At 67.7% G+C, this 24969-nt stretch carries 24 protein-coding genes; 4 read left to right on the top strand and 20 right to left on the bottom strand.

From position 1 onward, the window contains the following. Position 1 precedes the first annotated feature (1 nt). Both ACOYR4_RS11470 and ACOYR4_RS11475 read right to left on the bottom strand, forming a co-directional pair. Positions 2–1339, bottom strand: coding sequence for an ATP-binding protein (locus tag ACOYR4_RS11470; RefSeq protein ID WP_422849652.1), 1338 nt, complete (start codon positions 1337–1339; stop codon positions 2–4). A 56-nt stretch (positions 1340–1395) separates the two neighbouring features. After that, positions 1396–2121 carry a response regulator transcription factor gene (locus ACOYR4_RS11475; protein ID WP_422849610.1) on the bottom strand — a complete coding sequence of 242 codons (726 nt, stop codon included), beginning with the start codon at positions 2119–2121 and terminating at the stop codon, positions 1396–1398. A gap of 138 nt (positions 2122–2259) precedes the next feature. Between ACOYR4_RS11475 and ACOYR4_RS11480 the strand changes: the two genes are divergently transcribed. Then, the gene (locus ACOYR4_RS11480; protein ID WP_343736280.1) at positions 2260–2655 is read left to right on the top strand and encodes a DUF2845 domain-containing protein; all 396 of its coding nucleotides are present in this window, start codon (positions 2260–2262) and stop codon (positions 2653–2655) included. Positions 2656–2703: 48 nt separating this feature from the next. On the opposite strand, the gene ACOYR4_RS11485 is transcribed toward ACOYR4_RS11480, so the two are convergent. After that, positions 2704–3456 (bottom strand): TOBE domain-containing protein, encoded by a 753-nt coding sequence (locus ACOYR4_RS11485; RefSeq protein WP_422846687.1) that lies wholly within the window; start codon positions 3454–3456, stop codon positions 2704–2706. A gap of 95 nt (positions 3457–3551) precedes the next feature. Between ACOYR4_RS11485 and modA the strand changes: the two genes are divergently transcribed. The 3 genes from modA to modC are packed head-to-tail and all read left to right on the top strand — an operon-like array spanning position 3552 to position 6124. Then, positions 3552–4319 carry a molybdate ABC transporter substrate-binding protein gene (modA, locus tag ACOYR4_RS11490; RefSeq protein WP_422846688.1) on the top strand — a complete coding sequence of 256 codons (768 nt, stop codon included), beginning with the start codon at positions 3552–3554 and terminating at the stop codon, positions 4317–4319. A gap of 36 nt (positions 4320–4355) precedes the next feature. Then, positions 4356–5039, top strand: coding sequence for a molybdate ABC transporter permease subunit (modB, locus tag ACOYR4_RS11495; RefSeq protein WP_422846689.1), 684 nt, complete (start codon positions 4356–4358; stop codon positions 5037–5039). Beyond that, positions 5036–6124, top strand: a complete 1089-nt coding sequence (modC, locus tag ACOYR4_RS11500; RefSeq protein ID WP_422846690.1) for a molybdenum ABC transporter ATP-binding protein — start codon at positions 5036–5038, stop codon at positions 6122–6124. The genes modB and modC overlap by 4 nt, the downstream gene beginning before the upstream one ends. A gap of 41 nt (positions 6125–6165) precedes the next feature. Here the strand turns inward: modC and ACOYR4_RS11505 are convergent, their stop codons facing one another. The 17 genes from ACOYR4_RS11505 to ACOYR4_RS11585 all read right to left on the bottom strand — a co-directional run bounded on the left by ACOYR4_RS11505 (position 6166) and on the right by ACOYR4_RS11585 (position 24958). Beyond that, entirely contained in the window at positions 6166–7788 is a 1623-nt protein-coding gene (locus ACOYR4_RS11505; protein WP_110958664.1) for a sensor domain-containing diguanylate cyclase, read from the bottom strand. Between the two features lie 298 nt (positions 7789–8086). Further along, positions 8087–10204, bottom strand: coding sequence for a TonB-dependent receptor domain-containing protein (locus tag ACOYR4_RS11510; protein ID WP_422846691.1), 2118 nt, complete (start codon positions 10202–10204; stop codon positions 8087–8089). A gap of 479 nt (positions 10205–10683) precedes the next feature. After that, on the bottom strand, positions 10684–11145 hold the full coding sequence (locus tag ACOYR4_RS11515; RefSeq protein ID WP_238990659.1) for a hypothetical protein: 462 nt from the start codon (positions 11143–11145) through the stop codon (positions 10684–10686). Between the two features lie 57 nt (positions 11146–11202). Continuing rightward, a complete protein-coding gene (locus ACOYR4_RS11520) occupies positions 11203–11832 on the bottom strand; it encodes a DUF3299 domain-containing protein (protein WP_422846692.1) in 630 nt (209 codons plus the stop codon). 42 nt (positions 11833–11874) lie between these two features. Beyond that, positions 11875–12126, bottom strand: a complete 252-nt coding sequence (locus ACOYR4_RS11525) for a hypothetical protein (RefSeq protein ID WP_060984366.1) — start codon at positions 12124–12126, stop codon at positions 11875–11877. A 65-nt stretch (positions 12127–12191) separates the two neighbouring features. Beyond that, complete coding sequence (locus tag ACOYR4_RS11530) at positions 12192–13430, bottom strand: FtsX-like permease family protein (RefSeq protein WP_422846693.1); 1239 nt, start codon at positions 13428–13430, stop codon at positions 12192–12194. Then, positions 13427–14110 carry an ATP-binding cassette domain-containing protein gene (locus ACOYR4_RS11535; protein WP_422846694.1) on the bottom strand — a complete coding sequence of 228 codons (684 nt, stop codon included), beginning with the start codon at positions 14108–14110 and terminating at the stop codon, positions 13427–13429. The genes ACOYR4_RS11530 and ACOYR4_RS11535 overlap by 4 nt, the downstream gene beginning before the upstream one ends. Further along, positions 14107–14532 (bottom strand): transcriptional repressor, encoded by a 426-nt coding sequence (locus ACOYR4_RS11540; RefSeq protein WP_422846695.1) that lies wholly within the window; start codon positions 14530–14532, stop codon positions 14107–14109. Before ACOYR4_RS11540 ends, ACOYR4_RS11535 begins: the two co-directional genes overlap by 4 nt. Positions 14533–14733: 201 nt before the next feature. Next, the gene (gene msrA / locus ACOYR4_RS11545; protein WP_422846696.1) at positions 14734–15276 is read right to left on the bottom strand and encodes a peptide-methionine (S)-S-oxide reductase MsrA; all 543 of its coding nucleotides are present in this window, start codon (positions 15274–15276) and stop codon (positions 14734–14736) included. Positions 15277–15505: 229 nt separating this feature from the next. Continuing rightward, a complete protein-coding gene (locus ACOYR4_RS11550) occupies positions 15506–16369 on the bottom strand; it encodes an isocitrate lyase/PEP mutase family protein (RefSeq protein ID WP_422846697.1) in 864 nt (287 codons plus the stop codon). Between the two features lie 4 nt (positions 16370–16373). Further along, positions 16374–17798 carry an FAD-dependent oxidoreductase gene (locus ACOYR4_RS11555; protein WP_422846698.1) on the bottom strand — a complete coding sequence of 475 codons (1425 nt, stop codon included), beginning with the start codon at positions 17796–17798 and terminating at the stop codon, positions 16374–16376. Between the two features lie 8 nt (positions 17799–17806). After that, a complete protein-coding gene (locus tag ACOYR4_RS11560; RefSeq protein WP_422846699.1) occupies positions 17807–18442 on the bottom strand; it encodes a cysteine hydrolase family protein in 636 nt (211 codons plus the stop codon). Next, complete coding sequence (locus tag ACOYR4_RS11565) at positions 18439–20523, bottom strand: hydantoinase/oxoprolinase family protein (RefSeq protein WP_422846700.1); 2085 nt, start codon at positions 20521–20523, stop codon at positions 18439–18441. The genes ACOYR4_RS11560 and ACOYR4_RS11565 overlap by 4 nt, the downstream gene beginning before the upstream one ends. Next, positions 20520–22220, bottom strand: a complete 1701-nt coding sequence (locus ACOYR4_RS11570; protein WP_422846701.1) for a hydantoinase B/oxoprolinase family protein — start codon at positions 22218–22220, stop codon at positions 20520–20522. Before ACOYR4_RS11570 ends, ACOYR4_RS11565 begins: the two co-directional genes overlap by 4 nt. Next, positions 22213–22713, bottom strand: a complete 501-nt coding sequence (locus ACOYR4_RS11575) for a 3-isopropylmalate dehydratase (RefSeq protein ID WP_422846702.1) — start codon at positions 22711–22713, stop codon at positions 22213–22215. Before ACOYR4_RS11575 ends, ACOYR4_RS11570 begins: the two co-directional genes overlap by 8 nt. Beyond that, entirely contained in the window at positions 22710–23996 is a 1287-nt protein-coding gene (locus ACOYR4_RS11580) for a 3-isopropylmalate dehydratase large subunit (protein WP_422846703.1), read from the bottom strand. Before ACOYR4_RS11580 ends, ACOYR4_RS11575 begins: the two co-directional genes overlap by 4 nt. Then, positions 23993–24958, bottom strand: coding sequence for a tripartite tricarboxylate transporter substrate binding protein (locus tag ACOYR4_RS11585; RefSeq protein ID WP_422846704.1), 966 nt, complete (start codon positions 24956–24958; stop codon positions 23993–23995). Before ACOYR4_RS11585 ends, ACOYR4_RS11580 begins: the two co-directional genes overlap by 4 nt. Between the last annotated feature and the right edge of the window lie 11 nt (positions 24959–24969).

The raw sequence follows: 24969 nt of genomic DNA on the forward strand, positions 1-24969 counted from the left end.
CTCATTCTTCCCAGGTCACGACGGCATCCACGCCGATGACCTGCCCCGCGTCCATGCGGTTGAACAGCGTGACCTGCGCGCCCATCGCCTCGGCAATCTGCCGGCAGATGGACAAACCGAGCCCCACCCCACCCTGCCCGGCCGAAAACGGCTGGAACAATCGCTGCCGCACAGCATCGTCGATGCCAGGGCCCTCGTCCCACACCAGCACCTCGCGCCGCCCCGTGCTATCGCGCAGCAGCACCCCCAGCCGCCCATGGACGGGCGTGTGGTGGATGGCGTTGGCCAGCAGGTTGCGCATCAGCTCGCCCAGCAGCGCCGCGTCGCCGGGTGCCCACAACGTGTCGGGGCCCTCCAACGCAAAGTCGAGCCGCTTGGCCGCAATCAGCGGGGCCAGTTCCATCACGGCCTCGCGGGCAATCGCGTTCAGGTCCACGCTGGGCAGCTCGCCCATGCGCTTGAGCTGCTCCACCTTGCTCAGGCTGAGCAACTGGTTGGCCAGGCCCGAGGCGCGGTCCACGGTGTGCAGCATCTGCTGCAGCGCATCGCCCACCAGCATGTCGCCTGCCATGGCGGCCTGCAACTGGGTGCGCAGCACGGCCATGGGGGTGCGCAGCTGGTGGGTGGCATCGGCCAGAAAGCGCCGCTGCTCCTCGATCCAGCGGCTCTGGCTGTGTTGCAGCTCGGCAAAATGCTGCACGGCGGGCGCGAGTTCCGACGGGCCTTCGTAGATACGCTCTGTCGTGACCGCAGCGTCGGTGCTCAGCGGCCGCATCAGCGACACATCGGCATGCTGCAGCCATCCCGACGCCGCCCGCGCCAGCAGCACCGCCACGGCGGTCATCGCCAGTGCCAGCAGAAGCACCCACCACAGGCCCGAGCCACCGCCCAGCAGGCTACGCGCACCGGGCAGGCGCTCGCCCAGCGGGCGTGCCACTTGGCGCACCACGGGCGCAGCTGTGGCTTGCGCCCCCTTCGCCACGGTGGGCTGGTACAAGGTCACGGCCACCCGCACCAGCCGGTCGCCCACCTGCGCCAGGTAAAAGTGCACCGCACCCGGGTCACGTACCGCCTCGGTGGGGGGCACACGCGGCAGGTCGGCGCTGCCCGTCAGGCGTTCGCCGTCCAGATTGCTCTCGCGATACCAGACACCGGGCACTGGTTGGGCAGGCAGGGATGCGGCAGGCTCTGCTGACAGCTCTGCAGGCCAGTGCGCCAACGCCTGGCGCAGGGCCTCATCTTGTGCGGTGGCGTCATGCTGCGCCTGATAGGTCCATTGCACAACGCAGATCACGGCCACCAGCCCCCACAGCGGCACCAGCCAGCCCACCAGCAGCACCCGCTGCAATGAGCCGCCCCGCGGCCGCCAGGGCCGCCGCTGCCACCGCCGCAGCGTCACCGGACAACCCCGCCCTTATCGGACTTGTCGGCTTTGTCCGTCTTGTGGGCGGCCATGCTGTCGGCGTCGCACAGCAGGTAACCCACGCCGCGCAAGGTCACGATCTCGGCGTTGGTGCCCACCAGCTTCTTGCGCAGCCGGTGCACCACCACTTCCACCGCGTCGGCTTGCACCTGCTCGTCCGTGTTGGCAAACACCTGGGTGCGCAGCTCTTCCTTGCTGACCACCCGATCCACGCGCGACATCAGCAGCCGCAGCAGTTCGGACTCCCGCTGCGACAACTCCAGCGGCAAGGCATCGTTGTAGAACACGCCGCTGCCCGGCTCGCGGTACAGCGCCCCGCAGCGCAACTGCCCGTCGCGCCCCACGCGGCGCGTGAGGGCCCGCAGCCGCGCCACCAGTTCGTCCAGGTCAAACGGCTTGGCCAGGTAGTCATCGGCCCCGGCCTCCAGACCCGCCACCCGGTCCGTGACCGCCGCGCGGGCCGTCAATGCCAGTACCGGCGTGGTGCTGCCGCCATCGCGCAGGCGCCGCAGCACCTCCAGCCCGTCCAGGCCCGGCAGCGAAAGGTCGAGCGTGATCACGTCAAACGCGGTGCGCCGCGCGGCCGCCAGGGCCTCCTTGCCATCGGCACAGCACAACACCTCGAACCCACGCGCCACCAGGCTGCGGCTAAGGGCGCCGGCCAGATCAAAATCGTCCTCGACCAACAACAGTTTCATCCCCCGATCATGCCGCCTGCGGCAGGCCCGGGCCACTGTGCTTCTACGGACGGGCCATGAAAGCGAAGCGAAAGGCGGGTTCGTCCTTCTGCGTCAGGCCGCTGTACAGTGAGGTCCAGCCTTCTGGAATCCGCCGCCATGAGATCACTTTTGACCCAGCCCGCGCCGTCAGGCACTTGCCGAAAGACCTTGCAACTGCTGGCAGCCGCACTGGCCCTGTGCACGGTGCTGCCCGCCCAGGCCTCGCAGTCCCTGCGCTGCAATGGTTCGCTGGTGGGCAAGGGAGACTCTCCGGTGACGCTGCTCCAGAAATGTGGTGACCCCATCTATCGCCAGGGCGTGTGCGTTTCCATGCTGCAGCTGGGCTGGGTGGTGACGCCCTACCGTCCGGGCAGCCCCGCAGCGGTGCTTGCCAACCAGTGCGTGCCCATGGAAGAGTGGACATACGACCGGGGGCCTGGCACCTTCCTGGGCGTAGTTCGCATCTACAACGGCGCCATCGAATCTGTGCGCGACGGCGACCGCAGCCGGTAGTGGGGGCCGCTGGCCCTGATGTCAAATGCGCTGGAGGGCGGTCAACCCTCAAAAAGTCGCGGCGATGACGATGCTGGATTCGTCAAAAACCGCCGTGGCCTGCTGGCCCGTTCGAACCTTGGCTCCTGCAGCAGCAAAGCCCACCAGCTGGATGCCGCTGGGCAGCTGCAGTACTACCTCCGGGGCAGCGCCCCGGGCCACGCTCCGCACCACCCCGGCCATGGCATTGCATCCGGGACTGGCCGGGTCCGGGGCCACCTGAACCGCCGTTGCCTTGCACAGCGCCAGCACACCCAGCCCAGCCTTCAAATCCAGCAACTGTGCGCTGACCCGGGTGATGGATGCGTGCAGCGCCTGCCCATCCGCCAGCAGCAGCTGCACACGTACCTGCCCGCCCGCGGCCCGCACCTTGCCCACGGTGCAAGGAAACTGGTTGCGCATGCTGGTGCGCAAAGCCAGGGCGGCCCGGCCGGTCGCTGCGTCGTCGTCGCTCCTCAATCGGCCCAGCACCTGCTGGCGCGCAGCGGCCAGCGCATGGGCAGCCTGCAGCACCCGCTGGCCTGCCGGGGTCAGTGCAGCCCCGCCGCCGCCGGTGCCGCCCACCACCTTCTCGACCAGCGGCACGCCGGCCAGGTTGGTCAGCGTCTCCAGCGCTTGCCAGGCGGCCTTGTAGCTCACGCCCGCGCCCCGCGCCGCCTCGGAAATGGAGCCCACCTCGCCGATGCGGCGCAGGATGTCGATGCGTTTGTCCGTGACCTCGTGGCCCAGCACATCGGCCAGGGGCAGGGAAGAATTGCTCATGCGGGCATGTTAACTGCGTGGTACGGACGTTTGCGGTACCGCTGTTCATCAGTGGAATAGCGAAGCAGCGGCCATGCTACAGTCCCGCTATTCCAATGAAGAATAGCGAGGTTGCCGTGAAGCGTTTCCTGTTGTCCCTGGCCGCCTCTTTGGCGATGGCGTTTTCAGCCCACGCGGGCGAGGTGTCGGTAGCCGTGGCGGCTAACTTCACGGCCCCGATGCAAAAGATTGCCCGCCTGTTCGAGCAGGACACCGGCCACAAAGCCACGCTGGCTTTTGGCTCCACCGGGCGGTTCTATGCGCAGATCAAGAACGGCGCGCCGTTTGACCTGCTGCTGTCCGCCGACGATGACACCCCGGCCAAGCTCGCCAAGGAAGGCCTGGCGGTCGATGCCAGCCGCTTTACCTATGCCATTGGCAAGCTGGCCCTGTGGAGCAAGCAGCCCGGCCTGGTGGATGCGCAGGGCCAGGTGCTCAAATCCGGCACCTTCGACAAGATCGCGCTGGCCGACCCCAAGCTCGCCCCCTACGGAGCCGCCGCCGTGGAAGTGATGACCCATCTGGGCGTGCTGAACACCCTGCGGCCCAAGTTTGTGCAGGGCGAGAACATTGCCCAAACCCACCAGTTCGTCGCCACCCAGAATGCCCAGCTCGGTTTTGTCGCCCTGTCGCAGGTGATGGCCGATGGCCGTTTGGTGGAGGGCTCGGTGTGGGCAGTGCCTGCAACGCTCTACTCCCCTCTGCGCCAGGACGCCGTGCTGCTGAACAAGGGCCAGGGCAACGCCGCAGCGGCCGCGTTGCTGCAATACCTCAAGAGTGACAAGGCGCAGGCGGTGATCCGTGGCTTTGGCTATGAGCACTGAGATACTCACCCATCCCCGCCACCGCCGTTTTCCTCCATGCCCCTGGGCCCTGAAGCACTGCAAGCCGTCTGGCTGACCCTGCAGCTCGCCACCCTCACCACCCTCGTGCTGCTGCTGATCGCCACGCCGCTGGCCTGGTGGCTGTCGCAAACGCAGTCCTGGTGGAAGGGGCCGGTGGGCGCCTTCGTGACCCTGCCGCTGGTGTTGCCGCCTTCGGTGCTCGGTTTTTACCTGCTGGTGGCCATGGGGCCCGCCGGGCCGCTGGGGCAGTTCACGCAGGCCATGGGCTGGGGCCTGCTGTCGTTCACCTTCACCGGCCTGGTGATCGGGTCGGTGGTGTTCTCCATGCCGTTTGCGGTGCAGCCGCTGCAGCATGCCTTTGAATCGATGGGCCGCCGCCCGATGGAGGTCGCCGCCACCCTGCGGGCTAGCCCGGTGGATGCGTTTTTTACGGTGGCCTTGCCGCAGGCCCATACCGGCCTGCTCACGGCGGCCATCCTGAGTTTTGCCCACACGGTGGGCGAGTTTGGAGTAGTGCTGATGATTGGCGGCAACATCCCGGGCAAGACGCAGGTGGTCTCCACCCAGATCTACGGCCATGTGGAAGCCATGGAATACGCCCAGGCGCACTGGCTGGCGGGCGGCATGATGCTGTTCTCGTTCGTGGTGCTGCTGTGCCTGGCGCTGCTCAAGAACCGTGGCTCGCGGGTGCTGCCGTGAGTGCGCCCGGCGACCTGCGCATCCGGCTCGCGCTGCCGCGTGCCGACTTTGAACTGGCCGTAGACCTGCACCTGCCCGGCAGCGGCATCACGGTGCTGTTTGGCGCCTCGGGCTCGGGGAAGACCAGCGTGCTGCGCTGCGTGGCGGGGCTGGAGCGCGCACGCCCTGGCCTGGTGGCCGTGGCCGGCGAGGTGTGGCAAGACGATGCCGCCCGGGTGTTTTTACCCACGCACCAGCGGGCGCTGGGCTATGTGTTCCAGGAGGCCAGCCTGTTCGAGCACCTCGACGTACTGGGCAACCTGCGGTACGGCCTCAAGCGCGCCCGGTCTGCGCAGGCGGAGGCCACGCTGCAGGCCGCCATCGAACTGCTGGGCATCAGCCGCCTGCTGCAGCGCCAGCCGGGTCAGCTCTCGGGCGGCGAGCGCCAGCGGGTGGCCATTGCCCGCGCCCTGGCAACCTCGCCCCGCCTGCTGCTACTGGACGAACCCATGGCCGCCCTTGACCTGGCGCGGCGCCAGGAGATCCTGCCCTGGCTGGAGCGCCTGCGCGATGAGCTGCACATCCCCATGCTGTATGTCACGCACTCCGCCGACGAACTGGCGCGGCTGGCCGACCACCTGGTGGTGCTGGAGGGTGGCCAGGTAACGGCCGCCGGGCCGGTGGACCAGGTGCTGTCGTCCGTGCAACTGCCGGTGGTGCTGGGCGACGACGCGGGCGCGCTGCTGCGCGGCCAGGTGCTGGATCGGGACACTACTTGGCACCTGGCGCGCGTGGGCTTTGCGGGTGGCGCCATGTGGCTGCGCGACAGCGGCCTGCCTGTGGGCCAGACAGTGCGGCTGCGCGTGCTGGCCCGCGACGTGAGCCTGACGGTGCAGGAGCCCATGCAGACGAGCATCCAGAACCACCTGCCCTGTGTGATCGACTCCATCGCGCCCGACGCGCACCCCTCGCAAGCGCTGGTGCGGCTGCGCTGTGGCGAGTCATTTTTGCTGGCGCGGGTCACCCACCGGGCCTTGCACGCGCTGGGCGTGGCGCCCGGCAGCGCGGTGTGGGCACAGGTCAAATCGGTGGCGATTGTTCCCTGATCCAGCCACTAACCGCCGCAGCTGCGCCTGGATACGGCGCCTTACTGAAAAACGCACACGCCGAGTGACTGACTTTTGGCCCGGTACATGGCAGTGTCTGCCGCGCGCAGGTAGTCGTCCACCGTCGCCAGCCTGGACGCGCTGCTGACCAACCCGATACTCGCGCCACTGATCACGGTGTGTTCGCCAATCACATAGGGCGCAGCAAGCGCGGCGGCAATCTGCTGGGCGCGTTGGCTGGCTTCGGCGGGGTCAATGGACTCCAACAGCACATTGAACTCGTCGCCGCTCATGCGGGCGACCAGATCCACCGACCGCACGCAGGATTCGAGCCTCCGCGCCACCTGCTGTAAGAGCTGGTCGCCCACATGGTGTCCGTAGCAGTCATTGACCGCCTTGAACCCGTTGAGGTCCAGCAGCAGCACAGCGAACATCGTGGCCCCACCGCGCGTGGGCACTCCATCCCCGTTCACCCCGTCGCCCTGGTGCAGCGTGATCAGTTGTGCAAGGCGGTCGCGGAACAATGGCCGACCAGGCAAGTTGGTCAGCGCATCGTAGGAGCTGCCACGCTCGGCCAGATCGCTCAACGAGCCCGCCATGCGCACCGCAACGCCGTCTTCAAACTCGGCGAGCCCGCGCCAATTGACCCATACCAGCCGCCCCGCTCCGTGGAACGCGCGGAAGTCCACCGAAAATTTCGCGCTGTTTCCGGACAGGTGCCTGCTGTAGGCTTCCTGCACACGAGCGCGATCCTCGCGGTCGATGAGTTGCTCCAGAAAGCGCCAGCCGCCCTCATACACATGATCGCGGCTCCCCAGCCCGACGATCTGGAGAAAGCGCCCTGACACATGCAGGGTGTCCGTGCGCAAGTCCCAATACCAGATGCCGTCATTGGAGCCGCGCGTCGCCAGCGAATAGCGGTTTTCGGAGCGCACCAACTCGATTTCGGTGTTCTTCTGCTGGGTGACGTCGATCATCAGGCCGATCATGCGGTTCGGTCGACCCAACTCGACCACCGCGCGGCACAGGTCACGTACCCACACGACCTTGCCCGACTTGGCAATCAGCCGGTAGCTCATCTCGTAGGCATGGCTGTGCGTGGCGTTGTAAGCGGCATCGTCGATGCGCAGGGCCTCCTCCAGATCATCGGGATGCACATGCGCCCGCCAGAAGCCCGGGTCGGCCCGCCACTCCTCGACGGAGTAGCCGAACAAGCGTTCGACCTGCGGGCTCAGAAACGTGTTGCCCACGCCAATTTCAGCCTCCCACACCACACCGTCAATGGTTTCCAGCAAGCGCAAAAAGCGCTGGCGCACCTCCACCAGCACCTGCTCGGTGACCTCGGTGATCTCGATCAGGACACCCTGGCGGCTGATCACCCGCTCTGCCGCATCCGTCTCTGGGTGAAACTGCAGACGCACCCAGCGGTAGTCCCCGTCGGCAAAGCGCAGGCGGAACACCGGCATGCCTGAGCGCATGGTGCCAATGTCATCGGGATGCACGAACTCCAGCAAAGACCTGCCCAGAGCGGCTTCCACTGAATGGCCGGTGAGCTTGTGCCACGCCGGGTTCAGATAGGTGATCTCCCACAGCGCATCGGTCTGCACCACCGCCTCGGGGAGCAGTTGCAACAGGTTTGCGGACGGCGCGGGAGTGGTGGGCATGCAGGGGTATCGCAAAACAGGTCAGAGACATGCAGGGCCGCGATGAACAAGTCCTTCACGTGTCGCGCAGCCGACTTGGGGCGGCCTGCCGGGCAGTCAATCCCGTTCCAGCATCGGGCGTGCGCGATCACGGGGACTCAGGCAACGGCGCCTTCACGGATCGGAAAATCAACCATGTGAACCAAGTATGGCATGCATCCAAGTCCTCCCTGGTCCGGCTGGTTAGGAGCCTGGAGGTTCGTGAGCCAGCAACGCCCTCCCCCGCGCTGGCTCACGCACGTCACGACGGCATCAACTGTCAGAACGCCACCTTCACCCCCAGCGTGATGTTGCGGCCCATCAGCGGCGCAGCGGTCTTGATGAACGAGGTGTGTGCATAGGCCAGGCGGTCCGTCAGATTGTTGGCCTTCAGGTACACCTGCCAGGGCGTGCCGCTGCTGAACTGGCCGTTGTAGCTCACGCCCAGGTTCAGCATGCCGTAGCCGGGCGTGGCGGTTTCAAAGTCGGCCACGCGGTTCTGGCGGGCCACCTGCACCCATTCCACCTGCCCTTCCCACGCCTGCCAGTTGGCGTCCAGCCGCACACCGGCGCGGGTGGCCGGGATGCGCGGCAGCAGGCCACCGCCGTCCAGCTTGGCGCGCACGGTGTCACCAAACAAAGTGATGCCCAGATTGCGCGTGAGGCGCTGGCGCACCTGGCCTTCAACGCCGGTGAAGGTGGCGTCGGCCTGGCTGTACTGCAGCAGCTGCAGCCCATCCAGCTCGTCCAGGGTGCGGCCGTAGATGTAGTTGTTGATGCGGTTGCGGAAGATGCTCACGCCAAAGGTGGTGTCGCCACTGGTCTTCTTCAGGCTGACATCGATGTTCTGCGAGATTTCGGAGCGCAGATCGGCATTGCCGCGTTCATACGTGCTGGTGGCCATGTGCAGGCCCTGGGCGTACAGCTCTTCGGCCGACGGGGCACGGCTGGCGCGGGTGAACGAGGTGCCCACCTGGTAGCCGGGCGTGAACTTCCACACCGCGCCCAGCGATGCCGACGTGCCGTTGTGGCTGCGCTCGATGCCGCTGGTCTGGGCCTCGGCCGTCTGGCGGTCGTGACGCAGGGCGGCTTCAAAGCGCCAGTCGTTCCAGCGGTACTCCTCCAGCACGAACAGGCCTGTCTTGCGGGTCACGGTGGGCTGCACATAGGCCTCCTCGCCCTCGGCGCTGAACTTGCGCTGCGAGGTCTGCAGGCCGATCACGCCCTTGAAGCCGCCGATGGGCTCGTGTTGCAGCTCCACGCGTGTGTCGTAGGCCTTGTTTTTGAAGGTCGTGCTGATGGCGCCGTCTTCGACCTCATCGTGTTTGTAGTCGGTGACGCCCGCGCGCAGCCGCAGGGCCGAGAAGCCCGCAAACGGGTTGCGCAGCTCGCCCCGCACGTCAAAGCGTTCGCTGCGCAGGTCCACCACCGGCACATCGCCTGCCGCAGCGTCATGGTCGTGGTCATGGCCGTCGGCTTCGTCGTCCGCATGGGCGCCGCAGTGCAGGTGATCGCCATGGGTGTGGCAGCCGTCAAAGCTGTGGTTGTGGCCAGGCAGGCCGTATTTGGCGGTCTGGCGGGTGTATGCCGCCCCCAGGTAGCCCTGGTCGCCGACCCACGACAGGCCCACGCTGCCAGTGTCGGTGCGGTTGAAGCTGCCCAGAACCTTGCTGCCGCCCGACCAGCCTTTGCCCACGCGGTAGTCGCCCGCATCCCGCGCCACGCCTTCTACATGCACGGCCAGGTTGCCCGCACCGCCGGTCAGCGAGAAGGCCCCGGCACCTTCGCCCGCCCCCGAGTTGGCGCGCAGCTCGGCGCTGCCTTCGTAGCCCTTTTGCGGAATGGCGGTGGGCACCTTGCCGTCCAGCACGTTGACCACGCCGCCCACGGCGCCGTTGCCATAGACCAGGGCCGAGGGGCCGCGCAGCACCTCGATCTGCGTGGCGAGCAGCGGCTCGGACACCACGGCGTGGTCGGGGCTGATGGTGGAGGCGTCGTGCAGCTCGGCGCCATCGCTCAGCACCTTGACGCGCGGGCCGTCCATGCCGCGGATGATGGGGCGGCTGGCGCCAGCACCAAAGTGGCTGCTGGTGATGCCGGGCTCGCTGTTCAGCGTTTCGCCCAGCGTGGCCTCGCGACGGCGCACCAGTTCATCGCCTTCCAGCACGGTGGCGGGGGTGGTCATGTCGCTGGCGCCCAGTTGCAGGCCGCTGGCCGACACGGTGACAGCGGGCAGGCTGGGTGCGGCGTCCGCCGCCGCAGCGGGCGCGGGTGCAGTCTGCGCATGGGTGGCAACGCTGGTGCCGGACAGCGCTAGCAGGGTTGCCAGGGCCACGGGGTGGAGGGCCGGACGGGTGCGGCGGGAAACAAAGCGGTGGGTAGAAAAGGTGTGGGTCATGGTGGTGGCCTGCAACAAGGCATGCGCGGCGCTGGCGGTGCCAACGCGCCTGCGCATGCCGACCCGCGCCCTGGGCGCGGGTTGATGAATAAAACCGCTGCAAGCGATAGTGAAATATGCGCTCGCAGCTATGAAAACAGGAGTAATGATGGGCTGCGCGCCGTGGTACGGCCGCTGGCAGCCGCCAAATCGGCCTGCATACAGCGGCTTGCATACCGCGCCCTGCGCCAGCAGGCACAACACCGCCGCGTTGCCCTGCAAGGCACACAGCGGTTACGCCGGCTGAGAAGGTGGGGCTAGGGACCCTCTGCACAAATCAGCGCGCCGTGTGCATCAGCGGGCTCGGGCGGTCTGCCGCGTTGCAAATACTCGCAATAGCTACCGCTATTGCTGCGTTTTGCGCCTTGCTGCCCTTCCCGATCCGCTGCGCCCACTTGCCGCTTGATTCGTGCAGAGGGTCCCTAGAGGTGCGCTGCGCGTCAGGCGACCGGCGGGCCGCGCGCGTGGAACAGCGCAATGTGGGGTGTGCTCGCTCGCCCCGCCGCGTGTATGGCGGGCGGCAGTGGCGCATCGGCCACGGGCAGCGCCAGCGGGGCGGCCTGCAATGCGTCGCCCAGCGCCAGTTGGTCGAGCAACAGGCAGTCCACCGGCGCGTGGTGGGCCAGCAGATAGGGGAGCCACAGACCGTGGCCGGGTGTGGCAGCGGGCCGCGCAGTGGGGGCTGGGGCCCACGTCGGCTGCCCGGGCAGCGACGACGGCGCGGCCAGCAGCCCGGCATGGGCCTGGTCCAGCGCACCTCCGTGCACCACCTGGTGCAGCCGCCCCAGCGTGGGCACTACCACCAGGGCCAGCAGCAGCCACGCCAACGCCACGCGCCGCATCACCGCGCTGCGCAGGGCGGCGGACGGCAGGTACTGGGGACGAAGAAGCGCGCGGGTCACGTCAGGAACGAAAGGGAAAAGGATTGCGGCAGAGGCTGCAGCTGCAAAAGCCGTGGATTATTTCACCGGCACCGCGTCCACCACGCGGTAGTACAGGCCATATTGATCATTAGGGAGCACGGTGAACTTGCCTTCCACCACCACGGGCTCCAGCGAATAGCGCACGGGCGTCTTGGCCTTGACCTCGACCATGCTCTCGGGCCCGCCCGGCGTGCAGAACGAGCAGGTCAGCGGCACGGAGGTGAGGATGAAGTGCGTTTGCGTCGGCTTGGCATCCAGCGGCACCATGAAGCCCTGGATGCGCTGCGTGGTCTTGTCCATGCCCTTCTGGGCGTCGTTGAACACGGGCAGGATGCCGTCCTTGGTGGTCTTCTTGCTCAAATCGGTCAGCACCGACCAGGGCACCACGTCGTTGCGCTGGGGCAGCGGGGCAATCGGGCTGTTGGGGCTGTGATACCCCGCACCCGACCCGGCTGGCACGGCAGTGCCCGCACCCGCAGGCAGGGGCGACGACAGCACCGGTGCTGCGGCCGCGCCTTCTTTGACGCGCTCAAAAGCGCCCGGCGCGGGCTTGGTGGCACCGCCTTGCTGCGCATGTGCACCGCCTGCCACTGCCAACGCGGCGGCAATACAAGCCAGGCGAGCCATCTGGCCGGTGACGGGCAAGGGGTTCAAGGTGCGGGGCATGGCGGGGACTCCGGGCGAACAAGCTTCAAGACAAACAGGCGATCAGTGCGCATGCTTCATGCCGCAGTATTTTCCGATGGCCAGGTTCCGGCACGCAGCCTGCAAATCTTTCTGGCACTGGTCGTGGCCCTTGCCGGATTCCAGGCATTTTGCAGCCGCCTCGTGCGCGGCAGCCATCGCACGGTGGCGGGCGATGTCTTCCTGGGTGTCCTTGTCGTTGTGGGCTTGGGCGTGGGCCAGCGCACCAACGAGGAGCATGGGGGCCAGGGCGAGCGCGGAGATCAGGTGCTTCATGGTGGGTCCTTCCAGGTGATTCAGAGAATTGGGTCAAACAAAAACGGGGGTGTTCAACGGGACGGTCATGGCTGGCTGAGCAAGTCGGCCACATCGGTCCGGTAGGCCTGCATGGCCGGCAGCAGCGCCGCCAGCGCCGCCACGCCTGCGGCCAGCAGCGGCACCCCGCCTTCGGCGGGCAGCCAGATCCAGCCTGTCACCGGCAGCAAACCTTGCGCCTGCAAAGCCCAACCCAAGACCAGCGCCAGCCCGTGGCCCAGCAGCAGCCCCAGCATGGACGCGAGCGCGGCCAGCCACAGGGCCTCCCACAGCACCAGCCCGGCCACGCGGCCCGGGGGGGCGCCCAGCATGCGCAGCATGGCCAGGTCAGCGCGGCGCTCGCGCACGGCATTCCACAAGGCGATGAACACACTGAGCGCGGCCACGGCCAGCAGCACGCCCCCAAAGGCACGCAACACGTCGGCGCCCACGCCCAACAGGCGCAGCAGGCGTGTGACCTCGATGGCGGGCGCCGCCGCCTGCATCGACGTGCCTCCGTTGATCAGGCGCGGCAGCGTGATGGCGGCCATGGGCGTGCGGTAGCGCACCAGGGCCACGGTCACTTCGCGCTCTTCCTTCAGTATTTCCAGGTCTTCGGCATCGTTGGCCGTGGCGGTTTCGTGCACCATCCAGACGGATTCGGTGCTGGTCAGGATCAGCCGGTCCAGCACACAGCCGCAGGGCGCGAGCACGCCGCTCACGCGATAGGGGTGGTCGCCGTGCGCATGCCCTCCTCCACCCAGGCCATGGCTGCCGATGAAGGTGGCGCCGACCAGCGGCGCGCCTTGGTGGCTGGCTTTCACAATGCCACGCGCCACGCTGGCGCCCAGCACTGCGTCCATGGGCTGCTGCCACAGCGCGCCTTCGGCCAGCATGGCCTCGTAGTGCGTGATGTAGTCCGGCGTGGTGCCCACGATGCGAAAGCCCTGGTAGCTGTCGCCCAGGCTGAGCGGGATCACCTGCGCCACCAGCGGGTTCTTCTGCAGCGTCTGCACCTCTTGCAGCGGGATGTTGCCCGTGGGCACGTCGATGTGGAACACGCCCGCCAGGATGAGCTGCAGCGGGCTTCCCTTGGCGCCCACCACCAGGTCGATGCCGCTCAGGTCGCGCTCAAACGCCTTGTCGAGCTGTGTGGCCACCAGCAGTACCAGCGTGATGGCGGCCAGGCCCAGCGTGAGCACCAGCAGGTTGAGCACGGCCGCCAGCGGGCGGGACCAGAGGTAACGCCAGGACAGGCGAGCGAGCTTGAATACTCCTGAATTCATAGCTGCTCAGGCATATTCAACCGGCGCTCCGTGCCGATTTCATTCAAATCGAGGGTCTGGACACCCGCCAGGGCGGGCACCACACGCTGGTCATGCGTGGCAATCACCAGGCTGGCATCGCAGACGGCGGCGCTCTGCTGCAGCAACGCCAGCGCATCCGCAGCTGCCTCGTCGTCCAGGCTGGCCGTGGGCTCATCGGCCAGCAGCACTTGCGGCGCCAGCAGCACGGCGCGTGCCAGCGCCACGCGCTGCGCCTGCCCGCCCGAAAGCTGATGCGGCTTGCGCGCGGCCAACTCGGAGACCCCCACCTGCGCCAGGGCGCGCTGGATCGCCGCATCGTCGCGCGGAAGCCCGGCCGCAAAGTACGCCAGCGCCAGGTTGTCCGCCACGGTGAGTGCACTGCTGAGGTACAGCTTCTGCGGCAAAAAGCCAATGGTGCGGGCACGCCAGGCATCAATCTCGGCCCCACGCTGCGTGCCCAGCTGGGTGCCCGCCACAAACAGGTCACCCCCGCTGGCACCGCGCAGCCCCGCCATCAGCGCCAGCCAGGTGGATTTGCCGGTGCCCGAGCGCCCCCGCAGCAGCAGCGTGCCGCCATGGCGCAGGTCCACATCCGGAAAGCGCAGCGGCGCCGCGCCAGCCGTGGCATAGGTGTAGGAAAGCCCCCGGGTACGGATCATGCGGCGGCACCCTCTGCCGAGTGCGCACAGTCGGCACAGCGTCCGTGCACGGCAACATCCACCGCCAGACTCTCATGCCCTGCGGTGGCCAGCGCCTGCAGCACCTGCTGGAGGGCCTTTTGCACCTTGGCCGAACCCTGCGACAGGCGGAACTGGCGATGGCAGTCGTCGCATTCGAATCTGGGGGCAGCGCCCTCTTCACCCTTCGGCGCCAGCGCATAGCGTGTCACACGCGCGGCATCCACCTGCTTGTGCAACAGCCCGGCGGCGGCAAAACGGTCGAGCATGCGGTAGACGGTGACCTTGTTGACGGCAACACCTGCTTGGGCCAGGGCCGTCTCAACCTCGGGCTCTGACAGGGCTGCGTCCGGCCGGGCTTGGTACACCGCCGCCAACGCCCTGGTGGCGCGGGTGGCGCGCATACCGGAAGGAAGCGACCAGGACTGGAGACGTTGAGGGGACGGTAAGGGCATGGGTGGTGCGGATGAACTGCGCATAACGCAATCGGGTTGCATTATGCCCGCACGAAGCGTCACCCCGAGGAATTTGCTCACCCTCCCTTCGGTGAACCCACAGAGCAACATGCAGATGCCGCCCCCTTGATGGTCATCTGCGTCGCAGCGTCAGCCCTTCAAATACCGCGCAAACGTCTTCCTGAACTTCTCCACCTTCGGCCCCACCACAAACGCGCAGTACCCCGCGTTGGGGTGGTTTGCAAAGTAGTCCTGGTGGTAAGCCTCGGCCGTACTGTAGTTCTGCAGTGGCTTCACCTCGGTGGTGATGGGCGCGCCAAACAGCTTGTCTTGCGACATCTGGCGGATCATGGTGTTGGCGATCTCGCCGTGTTCGGGGTTGTCGTAGTAGATGCCGCTGCGGTACTGCGTACCCACGTCATTGCCCTGGCGGTTGAGGGTGGTCGGGTCGTGGGTGTGGAAGAAGATTTCCAGGATTTCTTCCAGGCTGATTTCGTCGGCGTCGAACGTCAGGCGCACCACCTCCGCGTGGCCGGTGTCGCCCTGGCAGATCTGCTCGTAGGTGGGGTTGATGGTGTGGCCGTTGGTGTAGCCGCTTTCCACGTCAGTGATGCCGCGCACGCGGTCGAACACGGCTTCGGTGCACCAGAAGCAGCCGCCGCCGAGGGTGATGGTTTGTGGGTTGTGGGCCATGTGGGTCTCCATGCAGTTCGGGGGAAGAACGTTGGCGGCATGGTACGCGCCCTCACCCGCCGCAGTGTGGGCGGGGGCATTGGCCTTAGAGCGGCTAACAAAACTCCCCTGGCGTCGTTGTCTCGCCTTGTCGTACTACTTGTACTGCCTGCGGCGAAACGCCTTGCCAGGGCCACTTCGCTGAGTTTTGTTAGCCGCTCTTAGAACAGGTTCGTAAACCGTCGGCGGCTTACTCGTACCGTCGGCCCTGGGCCATCAGCTCAGGCGTGCCAATCAGCGCATTCAGGCCGTCAAAGTCCATCATCCGGTCCTTGAACGGCGTCGTGGTCTGGTGCGTGCGCAGGCTGGCGTAGTAGCCCTGCAGCGTGTGCGCCACGGCGCGGGCCGTGCCGCCCGGGAAGATCACGATGCGAAAGCCGCGCTGCTGCAACTCTTGCGCGCTCTGGATCGGTGTCTTGCCGCCCTCGACCATGTTGGCCAGCAGCGGGATGCGGTGGGCAAAGCGCTGGCAGGCTGCGTCCATTTGCTCGGGGGTGCGCAGGGCTTCGATGAACAGCGCGTCTACGCCACATTCCAAGTAGGCCTCGGCGCGGTCGAAGGCGGCGTCGATGCCCTCGACGGCCAGCGCGTCGGTGCGGGCCAGGATCAGCGTGTGGGCGCTGCGGCGCGCGTCCAGCGCGGCGTGGAGCTTGCCGCGCATTTCGGCCACCGGCACCACCGTCTTGCCATCCAAGTGGCCGCAGCGCTTGGGAAAGCCCTGGTCTTCGATCTGGATCATGGCCGCGCCTGCGCGCTCAAAGCCACGCACGGTGCGCTGGGTGTTGAGTGCGTTGCCAAAGCCGGTGTCGGCATCGACGATGACGGGCGTGCGCACGCGCTCGGTGATGCGGGCCAGGGTGTCTTCCACCTCGGTGTAGGTGGTCAGGCCCACGTCGGAGCGGCCCAGACGCGTGTAGGCAATGGAGGCGCCCGAGAGGTACAGCGCCTCGAAGCCCGCCTGCTCGGCCACCAGGGCGCTCAGGGCGTCGTACACGCCGGGGGCCAGGATGGCGCGGGGTTGGTGAAGGCGTTCTTTCAACGATGAGGCGGTCATGTCTTCAAACTTTCTGGCGGGTCAGTTCGGCCGCCGTGTGCGCAGCGATGTAGCCACCAGCCACGGCGCTGAGCAGGCCGTTGCCGGAGAGGTAGCCCCAGACCGCGTCGCCCGACACGCCCCGCGCGGCGCCGCCTGCGGCCAGCAGATTGGGCAATGGCTGGCCGTGCTGGCTGAGCACGCGGCACTGGGCGTCGATGTCCAGCCCGCCCTGGGTATGGAACAGCGCGCCGGTCACCTTGACGGCGCAGAACGGTGCCTGCAGTGGACGGGTAAAAGTGCGGTGATTTGCCTCATTTTGGCCACCACCGCCCGTCAGGCTTGCGAGAGTAGCTATCAATTTTGATTCTTCGCAGCTAATGGTGGCCGCCAGTGCCTGCACGCTGTCGCAGTGCTTGACGGCACCGGCCGCCTCGGCATCGACAAAGTCCGGAAAGCTGCGCGCCAATGCGAGGATGGGCGCATCGAACACATTCCACGCCACGCCGCCCGGTTGCGCCAGCACATGCACCGAGGCTTCGGAGTAGCCCTGTGTCTCGTCGTGAAAGCGCTCGCCCAGCGCATTGACCTGGATGCCGCCTTCCATCATCAACGCCCACGAGATCAGCGCGCCCTGCGGAATGGCCCAGGAGCCGTGGCCCTGGTAGCCGCCCAGGTCGGCCAGTCGCGCCCCCAACTCTCGGCCCCAGGCGATGGCGCTGCCGTCGTTGCCGGTGTGGCCGGCGAACAGCGCGTCGCGCATCTCGGGCAGCAACTCGCGCACCATGGCCGGGTTACCGCCAAAGCCGTTGCAGGCCAGGATGAGTGCGTCGCAGGCCAGGTGCTCCAGCGTGCCGTCGGGCCGCTCGTAGCCCACGCCGATCACGCGCTGCTGGGCGTTGACCCACAGCTCACGCACGGTGGCTTCGGTGATCAGCGGAATGTCCGCCGCTGTCACCGCGTTGGCCAGGCGGCCCATCAGGCCCACGCCGGTTTTCTCGGGCGTGGCGTGCATGCGGCGCACGCTGTGGCCGGGGTACAGAAATCCATCGAGCACCTGCCACTGCAGGCCGTGGCGTTCTTGCAATGCATCGAGCGCCGGGCCAATGGCCTGGGCGTAGGCCTGCACCAAGTGCGGCGCCGCCCTGCCCTTGGCCTTGGCGCTGATGTCAGCTGCAAAACGCTCCGCACTGTCGTCAATGCCCGCCGCATGCTGCGCCTGCGTGCCGGGCGCAGGGATAAAGCCGGATGACAGGGCCGAGGAGCCCAGCGGCGTGGCATCGCGCTCCAGCACGGCGCAGTCCACACCGGCGTCGTGCAGCATCAACGCCGCCGTGAGGCCACAGGCACCGCCACCCACGATCAGTACGGGCACATGGGCGTCCTGCGCTACGGTGCCGGGTAGGTGCTCGGCGTGGCATATACGGGGCGTGGTCGTAGGCGTGCTCATGGGCGCATTCATGCGGAAGGGGCCGCAATAGCGGCAGTCACAGCGGCCGCAAAGTCGGCGCAGGTCAGCACCTGGGCCACGTTGGCCATGTCGGCCAGCGAGGTGTCATGCACTTCCTGCCTGAAGGCTGCGCAGCCGTCGGACAGCACCAGCGTGTGGTATTCGCGCATGTGCGCATCGCGCACCGTGCTGGCCACGCCCCCGTTGGTGACGATGCCGCACACGGCCACGGTGGTGATGCCCGCGCGGCGCAGCACCCAGTCGAGCTGGGTATTGAAGAAGGCCGAATACGCCACCTTGCACACCGACACGTCCACCCACGGTGCGATCTCGGCCACATGGGCCTGGCCCGTGCTGCCGGGAGCAAAGTCGCCACGGCGCAGAAACGGGCGCAAGGCCTTGAGGTGGGGCGACACCATGGGCTCGCCCTGCGCATCGGGCCACAGGGTGAACTGGCTGCCCACCACCATGCCACCCGCCGCCTTGAGCGCCTTAGCCACCGCTGCCACCCGGGGCGGCAAGGCCTGGGCGGCTGCGCTCACCGCGCCGCCGCGTGCATAGGCGCCATCCGGCGCCAGAAAGTCGTTTTGCAGGTCGATGATGACCAGCGCCGTGTGGCGCGGGTCGATGGCGTCGTGGCTCATGCTCCGTCCCCCGCGTCGGCCCGCACCAGCAGATTGCCCAGCGGATCGACCGTGGCGCTGAAGCCAGGCTCCAGCCACACCGTGGTGTCGGGCTGCTCCAGGATGGCCGGGCCGTCGATGCGGGTGCCCACGGGCAGGTCCAGCCGTGCGTGGCGCGCGGCGTCCCACCAGCGGCCGGCGTGGAACACACGCTGCACGCCCAGCGACGGGTTCACGGTAGTGGTCTGCGGGGCGAGTACCGTCAGGTCGAACTTGGGGCGCACGCCCACGCGGGCGTAGCGCAGGTTCATCACCCGCACGGCAATGCCGTCAAGCACACGGCCAAAGGCGGCGCGGTAGGCGGCCTCGAACGCTGCGCGGATGCCTTCGTGGCTCAGCGCATCAGCCGCCACGGGCACCTGCACGGTGTGGGTCTGCCCGGCGTAGAGCATGTCGAGCGCAATGATTTCCTGCACTTCCACAAACTTCACGCCCGCTGAGTCCAGGCGCTGCTGGCAGGTGGCTGCGAGTGTGGCCACGCGCTGGCGCAGGTCGGCCACGTCCAGGTCGACCAGGGGTTTGTTCAGCGTCTGCACCGCGTCGTGGCGCATGTCAGCCATCACACAGCCCAGGGCGGAGGTGACGCCGGGGTAGCGCGGCACGATGCCCGTGCCCACGCCCACCTCGCGCATCATGGCGCACACATGCAGTGCGCCGCCGCCGCCAAAGGGCATGTAGGCAAACTGGCGCGGGTCGTGCCCGCGCTCGATGGACACCACGCGCACAGCGCCCGCCATCTTGGCGTTGGCCACCGTGAGGATGGCTTCGGCGGCTGCCATCACATCCAGGCCCAGGGGTCGGGCCACATGGGTCTCGATGGCGTCGCGCGACTTTTGCGCGTCCATGGCGGCCAGCAGGCCACCGCCCAGGGGCCGGTCGGCGGCGATACGGCCCAGCAGCACGTTGGCATCGGTGACCGTGGGCCGGGTGTTGCCCCGGCCATAGCAGGCCGGGCCGGGGATGCTACCGGCCGACTCGGGGCCCACCTGCAGCATGCCGCTGGCATCCACCGAGGCAATCGAGCCACCACCCGCGCCAATGGTCTCGATCTGGATCATGGGCGAGCGCACGACCATGCCAAATTCAATGGCCGTCTGTGCGGCCAACGCCGCCTCGCCCTTGGCCACCAGCGACACGTCGAACGAGGTGCCGCCCATGTCGCCGGTAATCACATCGGGGAAGCCTGCCGCACGTGCAATGGCCGCGCAGGCAATCACGCCCGCCGCCGGGCCCGAGAGCGCGGTGCGCACCGGCACATCGCAGGCCGTCTGGCGCGACATCACGCCGCCGTTGCTTTGAACGATGAGCAGCTCGCCGCCAAAGCCCTGCGTGCGCAGGTCGCCTTCCAGCCGCTCCAGGTAGCTGCCCACCACGGGTTGCAGGGATGCATTGAGCGTGGCGGTGGAGCAGCGCTCGAACTCGCGGATCTCGGGCAGCACCTCGCTGGCGGCCGTCACATGCGGGTTGGGCCACACGCTGCGCACGGCAGCCACGGCGGCCTGCTCGTTGGCGGGGTTGGCGTAGGTGTTGATGAAGAATACGCAGACGGCCTCGCAGCCCGCCGCCAGCAGTGCGCGCGCCTGGGCCTTGACCTGCTCCACATCCACCGGTGTGTGCACCGTGCCGTCGGCCAGCACGCGCTCGTCCACCTCCAGCCGCAGGTCGCGCGGCACGATGGGTTCGAAGCTGCCACGCAGGCCCCAGGTCTGGGGCCGGTCGCGGCGGCGCATCTCCAGCACGTCGCGAAAGCCGCGCGTGGTGATGATGCCGGTGCGCGCCACCTTGCGCTCCAGCAGCGCATTGGTGCCTACGGTGGTGCCGTGCACGATGGTGGCGATCTGCCCGGCCGAGTCGGCCACGCGCGCCACGCCGTTCATGAAGCCGCGCGCCTCCTCACCCCGGGTGCTGGGCACCTTGACGATGCGGGCGCTGCCGTCGCGCTCATCCAGCACAAACAGGTCAGTGAAGGTGCCGCCCACGTCCACGCCCACCACATAGGATGCCTCGTTCAAAGCCTTGTCCGAAACCTTGCCGCTGCTCATGCCTTGCCTTTCATTACGGCGGGGGCGCTCACATAGCCCATCGCCAGATCCTTCTCACGCGCCGCGGCATCCCGCGCAGCCGGGGTGCCGTAGCCACCACCACCGGGGGTCTCCAGGCGCACGCGTTCGCCCTGCTTCAGGCGGATGCCAATCATCTTGGAGCGCATGGGTGGCTGCTTCCATTCACTATTGTTTTCATAGCTGAAGACGTTCATGGAACCAGCGCTACCGCCCGAAATGCCTTGGGGTGCGGCCTTGCCACGCTCGCCAAAGATGAACACCTCGGCATCCTGCTCCAGCAGCTCAATCTCATAGATGGCGCCCAGGCCACCCCGGTGCTGGCCGTCGCCACCCGAATCGGGCCGCAGCGCCCACTGCGTGAAGCGCACGGGGTACGCCGCCTCCAGGATTTCGAGCGGCGGGATGGTGGCGGTGGAGATGGGCGCGTTGCCGTGGCTCAGGCCATCGCCATCGCTGTGCCCTCCGTGGCCGCCGCCGAAGAAGCTGAACATGACCCAGCGTTGGCCCTTCCGCGCGGGGTCGGTGCGCAGCCCGGCGATGGACAGCGCGTTGATGGTGCCGTAGGCCTGGGCCATGGCGCGCTTCGGGTCGGCCTGCGCGGTGGCGCTGAAGATCACATCGATCATGCGCAGGATGGTTTCGGTGTAGCCACCCACGGGGCGCGGGCGCGCGGCGCTGATGACCAGGCCCTCGGGCAGCACAAAGTCCACCGCGTCCAGCACGCCGGCATTGGCAGGTACATCCGGGAACAAGTGCTTGAGCGCCACATAGCACGCCGCAATGGCCGTGGCGCGCGAGATATTGACCGGTCCCGCGCACTGCGCCGAGGTGCGCGAGAAGTCGAGCGTCAGGCGGTCGCCCTGCACCGTCATGTCGAGCGCAATGGTCAGCGGCTCGTCCTTTACGCCGTCGTTGTCCAGGATGTCGCTGAAGCTGTAGCGCCCGTCGGGCAGCGCCGCAATATGCGACTGCATGAGCTTGACGGCACGCGTGCGCAGCTCACCCATGGCCTGCTGCACCTGGGTGTCGCCATACTGGTCCAGCAGGTCGTGCAGGCGGCGCTCGCCCAGGTCCAGCGCGGCCAGCTGGCCGTTCAGGTCGCCCCACAGGCTGTCGGGCAGGCGGGTGTTGGCCTTGAGGATGGCGAGCACGTCGTCGTCAAACACACCGCCCCGCACGATGCGCACGGGCGGGATCTGCACCGCTTCTTGCCAGCACTCGGTAGCAGCCGGGTTGTAGTTGCCAGGCACGGCGCCGCCCACGTCGTGCCAGTGCGCGGCCGATGCCAAGAAGCAGAACAGCTGCCCGTTGCGGAAGAACGGGCGCACCAGCTTGAAGTCGTTGGCGTGGGTGCCGCCCTCGTAGGGGTCGTTGAACAGCCAGGTATCCCCCGCCGTGATGCCGCCGCGCTCGCCCGCCGCCCGCATGGCCGCGCGCACGGCAAAGGCCATGGCGCCCACAAACACGGGCAGGCCAGACTTGCCTTGCACCAGCGTGTCGCCGGTGGCGGCGTCGTACAGACCGTGGCACGCGTCATGCGCCTCGGCAATGATGGGGTTGAACGCGCTGCGGTACAGCGTGGCGTCCATCTCGTCAGCGATCTGTTCCAGCCGACCGCGCAGCACGGCCAGCGTGACCGGATCCATGGGTGACGGGGTTGGGATGTTTTCAGCCATGCAGCGGCTCCTTGCCAAAGCGGGCGCGCAGCTGGTTCATCAGCCCACCGGCGCGCACCATGTCCAAAAGAAACGGGGGAATCGGGTCGCAGGCCAGCACACGCCCCTGGGCGGTGGTGACCGACGGTGTTTGTTCGTTCAGGGTGATGCCCTCCCCCTCCCCGATGGCATCGGCCTCGGGGCAGGTCAGCAGCAGCAGGCCCAGGTTGAATGCGTTGCGAAAGTAAAGCCCGCTGAACGACGGCGCAATCACCGCCGCCACGCCCAGGCGCACCAGCACGGCAGCCGCCTGCTCGCGCGATGAGCCAATGCCAAAGTTGGGTCCGGCCACGATCACATCGCCTTTGCGCACGTCCGCCACAAAGTCGGGGCGCACGGATTCGAGGCAATGGCGCGCCAGCACGTCGATGCCGTGCTTCATGGCGTGGCCGGGGGCCAGCACGTCGGTGTCGATGTCGGCACCCAACTTCCAGACGCGATGGATGCTCGTCATGCCAACACCTCTCGGGGGTCAGTAATGCAGCCACGCAGCGCCGAAGCTGCCACCGTGTAGGGCGAGGCCAGGTACACCTGCGCCGTGGGCGCGCCCATGCGGCCCTTGAAGTTGCGCGCCGTGCTGGAGATGACGTTGGTGGCGTCGCCCACCGTGTCGCCATAGCCCGCGCAGGCCCCACAGGTGGTGGGAAACAGCTCGGCGCCTGCGTCCTGCAGCACCTGCAGCACACCCTCGGCCTGGGCGGCGGCCTGGTCGCGCTGGCTGGCAGGCGCCACCATCAGGCGCACGCCGGGGGCCACTCGCTGGCCACGCAGCACGCTGGCGGCGGCGCGCAGGTCGTCCAGCTTGGCGCCGGTGCAGGCGCCGATGTAGGCCACGTCGATGCCCTGCCCTGCATGCTGCGCCACGGGTGCGGCGTTGGCGGGGCTGTGCGGGGCGGCGACCTGGGGCGTGAGTGTGGTGGCGTCGAAAGTGTGGCGCGTCAGGTCAGCGCCTTCGTCCGTGTGCCAGGCATCCAGGCCCTGCAGGTCCGCATCAGGCACGCCCGCCGCACGGAGCCAGTCGCTTGTCGTGGCGTCGGGGGCAATCAGACCGGCCTGGGCGCCCAGCTCGGCGCTCATGTTGGACAGGGTCATGCGCTCTTGCATGCCCAGCGCCTGCACGGCGGGCCCGGCAAATTCCACGGCCTGGTACTGGCCGCCGTTCATGCCAAAGCGGCCAATCATGTGCAGCATCATGTCCTTTGCGGTCACGCCCGCAGCCAGCTGGCCGCTCCAGTGCATCTGCAGGGTGTGCGGTACGCGCAGCCAGATTTCACCGGTCACGACCACGCCCAGCATCTCGGTGCTGCCGATGCCAAACATGTAGGCGCCAAACGCGCCGCCCGTGGGCGAATGCGAGTCGCCGCCCACGCAGAACATGCCGGGGCGGATGTGGCCGTGCTGGGGCACCACCACATGGCAGATGCCCTGGCCGTCGTACACATGGGGCAAATCCTGCTCGCGCGCCCAGTCGCGGGCGATGCGCACGATGCGGCGGGATTCGTCGTCGCGCTCGGGCAGGTAGTGGTCCATCACCAGAACCACGCGGCGCTTGTCCCAGATCTGGGCGCCCAGCTCTTCCAGCATGGGCTTGAGCCGGCGCGGGCCGGACGAGTCGTGGAACATGGCCAGATCGACACGGCAATTGACGATCTCGCCGGGCGTTACGCGGTCGCGGCCACTGGCGCGGGCCACGAGCTTCTGCGCCAGCGTGCTCGGGGGGCTGGATGCGAGGCTCATTCGGGCTTGGCTCCGGAAAACTGCACCACCTTGGCCCAGCGCCGCATCTCGGCCTGCACAAAGCGCGCAAACTCTTCGGGGCTGTTGCCCACGGGCACGGCACCTTCGTGCTCCAGGCGCCGCTTTACATCGGGCGACGCAATGGCCTGGCGCGCGGCGTCGCTGATGCGCTTGGCCAGCTCCGGATTCATCTGCCCCGGGCCGAACAGCCCGAACCAGGCACTGGACTCATAACCGGGCAGCACCTCGGCAATCGCGGGCACATCGGGGAACGCGGGCAGGCGCTGTGCACTGGTCACCCCCAGCGCCTTGAGCTTGCCCGCGCGGATCTGCGCCTGGGCATTGCCCACGGCGGCAAACATCAGTTCCACCTGCCCGGCCAGCACGTCCTGCAGGGCGGGCGCGGTGCCCCGGTATGGAATGTTGACGATGTAGGCACCCGACTGCATCTTGAACGCGTCCCCCGCCAGGTGCAGGGACGAGCCCACAGCGCCGATCGCAAAGTTGAGCTTGCCCGGCTTGGCCTTGGCCAGGGCGATCAGCTCGCGCACATCCTTGGCGGGCACGGCGGGGTTGGCCACCAGCACCGAGGGCGAGGTCGCCACGCAGGTCAGCGGCGTGAAGTCCTTGATGGGGTCGAACGGCAGCGTCTTGTAAAGGCTGGCATTGATGGCATGGCTGGTGAAGCTCATCAGCAGGGTATTGCCATCGGGCGCGGCCTTGGCCACCGCATCAGCCGCGATGTTGCCGCCCGCGCCAGGTCGGTTCTCGACAATGACGGTGCGGCCCAGCAGGCGGCCCATTTCAATGGCCAGGGTGCGCGCCAGCGTGTCAGTGGAGCCGCCTGCCGGGGCACCCACCAGGATGCGGATGGGGGTGTTGCTTTGGGCCAGCGCCAGCGGGCCCTGCCATAGGGCGGGCGCGGCGCCCAAGGTAAGCAAAAGGTGACGGCGTGAAGTCATGGGGTGTGTCT

Origin of the sequence: Acidovorax sp. M14, from assembly GCF_049331375.1 — a bacterium.
Lineage (GTDB): Bacteria > Pseudomonadota > Gammaproteobacteria > Burkholderiales > Burkholderiaceae_C > Acidovorax.

What these genes read in the sequence shown, in the direction of transcription:
- ACOYR4_RS11475 (WP_422849610.1), bottom strand. Translation starts at nt 2,121, where the DNA reads ATGAAACTGTTGTTGGTCGAGGACGATTTTGATCTGGCCGGCGCCCTT.
- ACOYR4_RS11480 (WP_343736280.1), top strand. Translation starts at nt 2,260, where the DNA reads ATGAGATCACTTTTGACCCAGCCCGCGCCGTCAGGCACTTGCCGAAAG.
- ACOYR4_RS11485 (WP_422846687.1), bottom strand. Translation starts at nt 3,456, where the DNA reads ATGAGCAATTCTTCCCTGCCCCTGGCCGATGTGCTGGGCCACGAGGTC.
- modA (WP_422846688.1), top strand. Translation starts at nt 3,552, where the DNA reads ATGAAGAATAGCGAGGTTGCCGTGAAGCGTTTCCTGTTGTCCCTGGCC.
- modB (WP_422846689.1), top strand. Translation starts at nt 4,356, where the DNA reads ATGCCCCTGGGCCCTGAAGCACTGCAAGCCGTCTGGCTGACCCTGCAG.
- ACOYR4_RS11505 (WP_110958664.1), bottom strand. Translation starts at nt 7,788, where the DNA reads ATGCCCACCACTCCCGCGCCGTCCGCAAACCTGTTGCAACTGCTCCCC.
- ACOYR4_RS11510 (WP_422846691.1), bottom strand. Translation starts at nt 10,204, where the DNA reads ATGACCCACACCTTTTCTACCCACCGCTTTGTTTCCCGCCGCACCCGT.
- ACOYR4_RS11520 (WP_422846692.1), bottom strand. Translation starts at nt 11,832, where the DNA reads ATGCCCCGCACCTTGAACCCCTTGCCCGTCACCGGCCAGATGGCTCGC.
- ACOYR4_RS11525 (WP_060984366.1), bottom strand. Translation starts at nt 12,126, where the DNA reads ATGAAGCACCTGATCTCCGCGCTCGCCCTGGCCCCCATGCTCCTCGTT.
- ACOYR4_RS11530 (WP_422846693.1), bottom strand. Translation starts at nt 13,430, where the DNA reads ATGAATTCAGGAGTATTCAAGCTCGCTCGCCTGTCCTGGCGTTACCTC.
- ACOYR4_RS11535 (WP_422846694.1), bottom strand. Translation starts at nt 14,110, where the DNA reads ATGATCCGTACCCGGGGGCTTTCCTACACCTATGCCACGGCTGGCGCG.
- ACOYR4_RS11540 (WP_422846695.1), bottom strand. Translation starts at nt 14,532, where the DNA reads ATGCGCGCCACCCGCGCCACCAGGGCGTTGGCGGCGGTGTACCAAGCC.
- msrA (WP_422846696.1), bottom strand. Translation starts at nt 15,276, where the DNA reads ATGGCCCACAACCCACAAACCATCACCCTCGGCGGCGGCTGCTTCTGG.
- ACOYR4_RS11550 (WP_422846697.1), bottom strand. Translation starts at nt 16,369, where the DNA reads ATGACCGCCTCATCGTTGAAAGAACGCCTTCACCAACCCCGCGCCATC.
- ACOYR4_RS11555 (WP_422846698.1), bottom strand. Translation starts at nt 17,798, where the DNA reads ATGAGCACGCCTACGACCACGCCCCGTATATGCCACGCCGAGCACCTA.
- ACOYR4_RS11560 (WP_422846699.1), bottom strand. Translation starts at nt 18,442, where the DNA reads ATGAGCCACGACGCCATCGACCCGCGCCACACGGCGCTGGTCATCATC.
- ACOYR4_RS11565 (WP_422846700.1), bottom strand. Translation starts at nt 20,523, where the DNA reads ATGAGCAGCGGCAAGGTTTCGGACAAGGCTTTGAACGAGGCATCCTAT.
- ACOYR4_RS11570 (WP_422846701.1), bottom strand. Translation starts at nt 22,220, where the DNA reads ATGGCTGAAAACATCCCAACCCCGTCACCCATGGATCCGGTCACGCTG.
- ACOYR4_RS11575 (WP_422846702.1), bottom strand. Translation starts at nt 22,713, where the DNA reads ATGACGAGCATCCATCGCGTCTGGAAGTTGGGTGCCGACATCGACACC.
- ACOYR4_RS11580 (WP_422846703.1), bottom strand. Translation starts at nt 23,996, where the DNA reads ATGAGCCTCGCATCCAGCCCCCCGAGCACGCTGGCGCAGAAGCTCGTG.
- ACOYR4_RS11585 (WP_422846704.1), bottom strand. Translation starts at nt 24,958, where the DNA reads ATGACTTCACGCCGTCACCTTTTGCTTACCTTGGGCGCCGCGCCCGCC.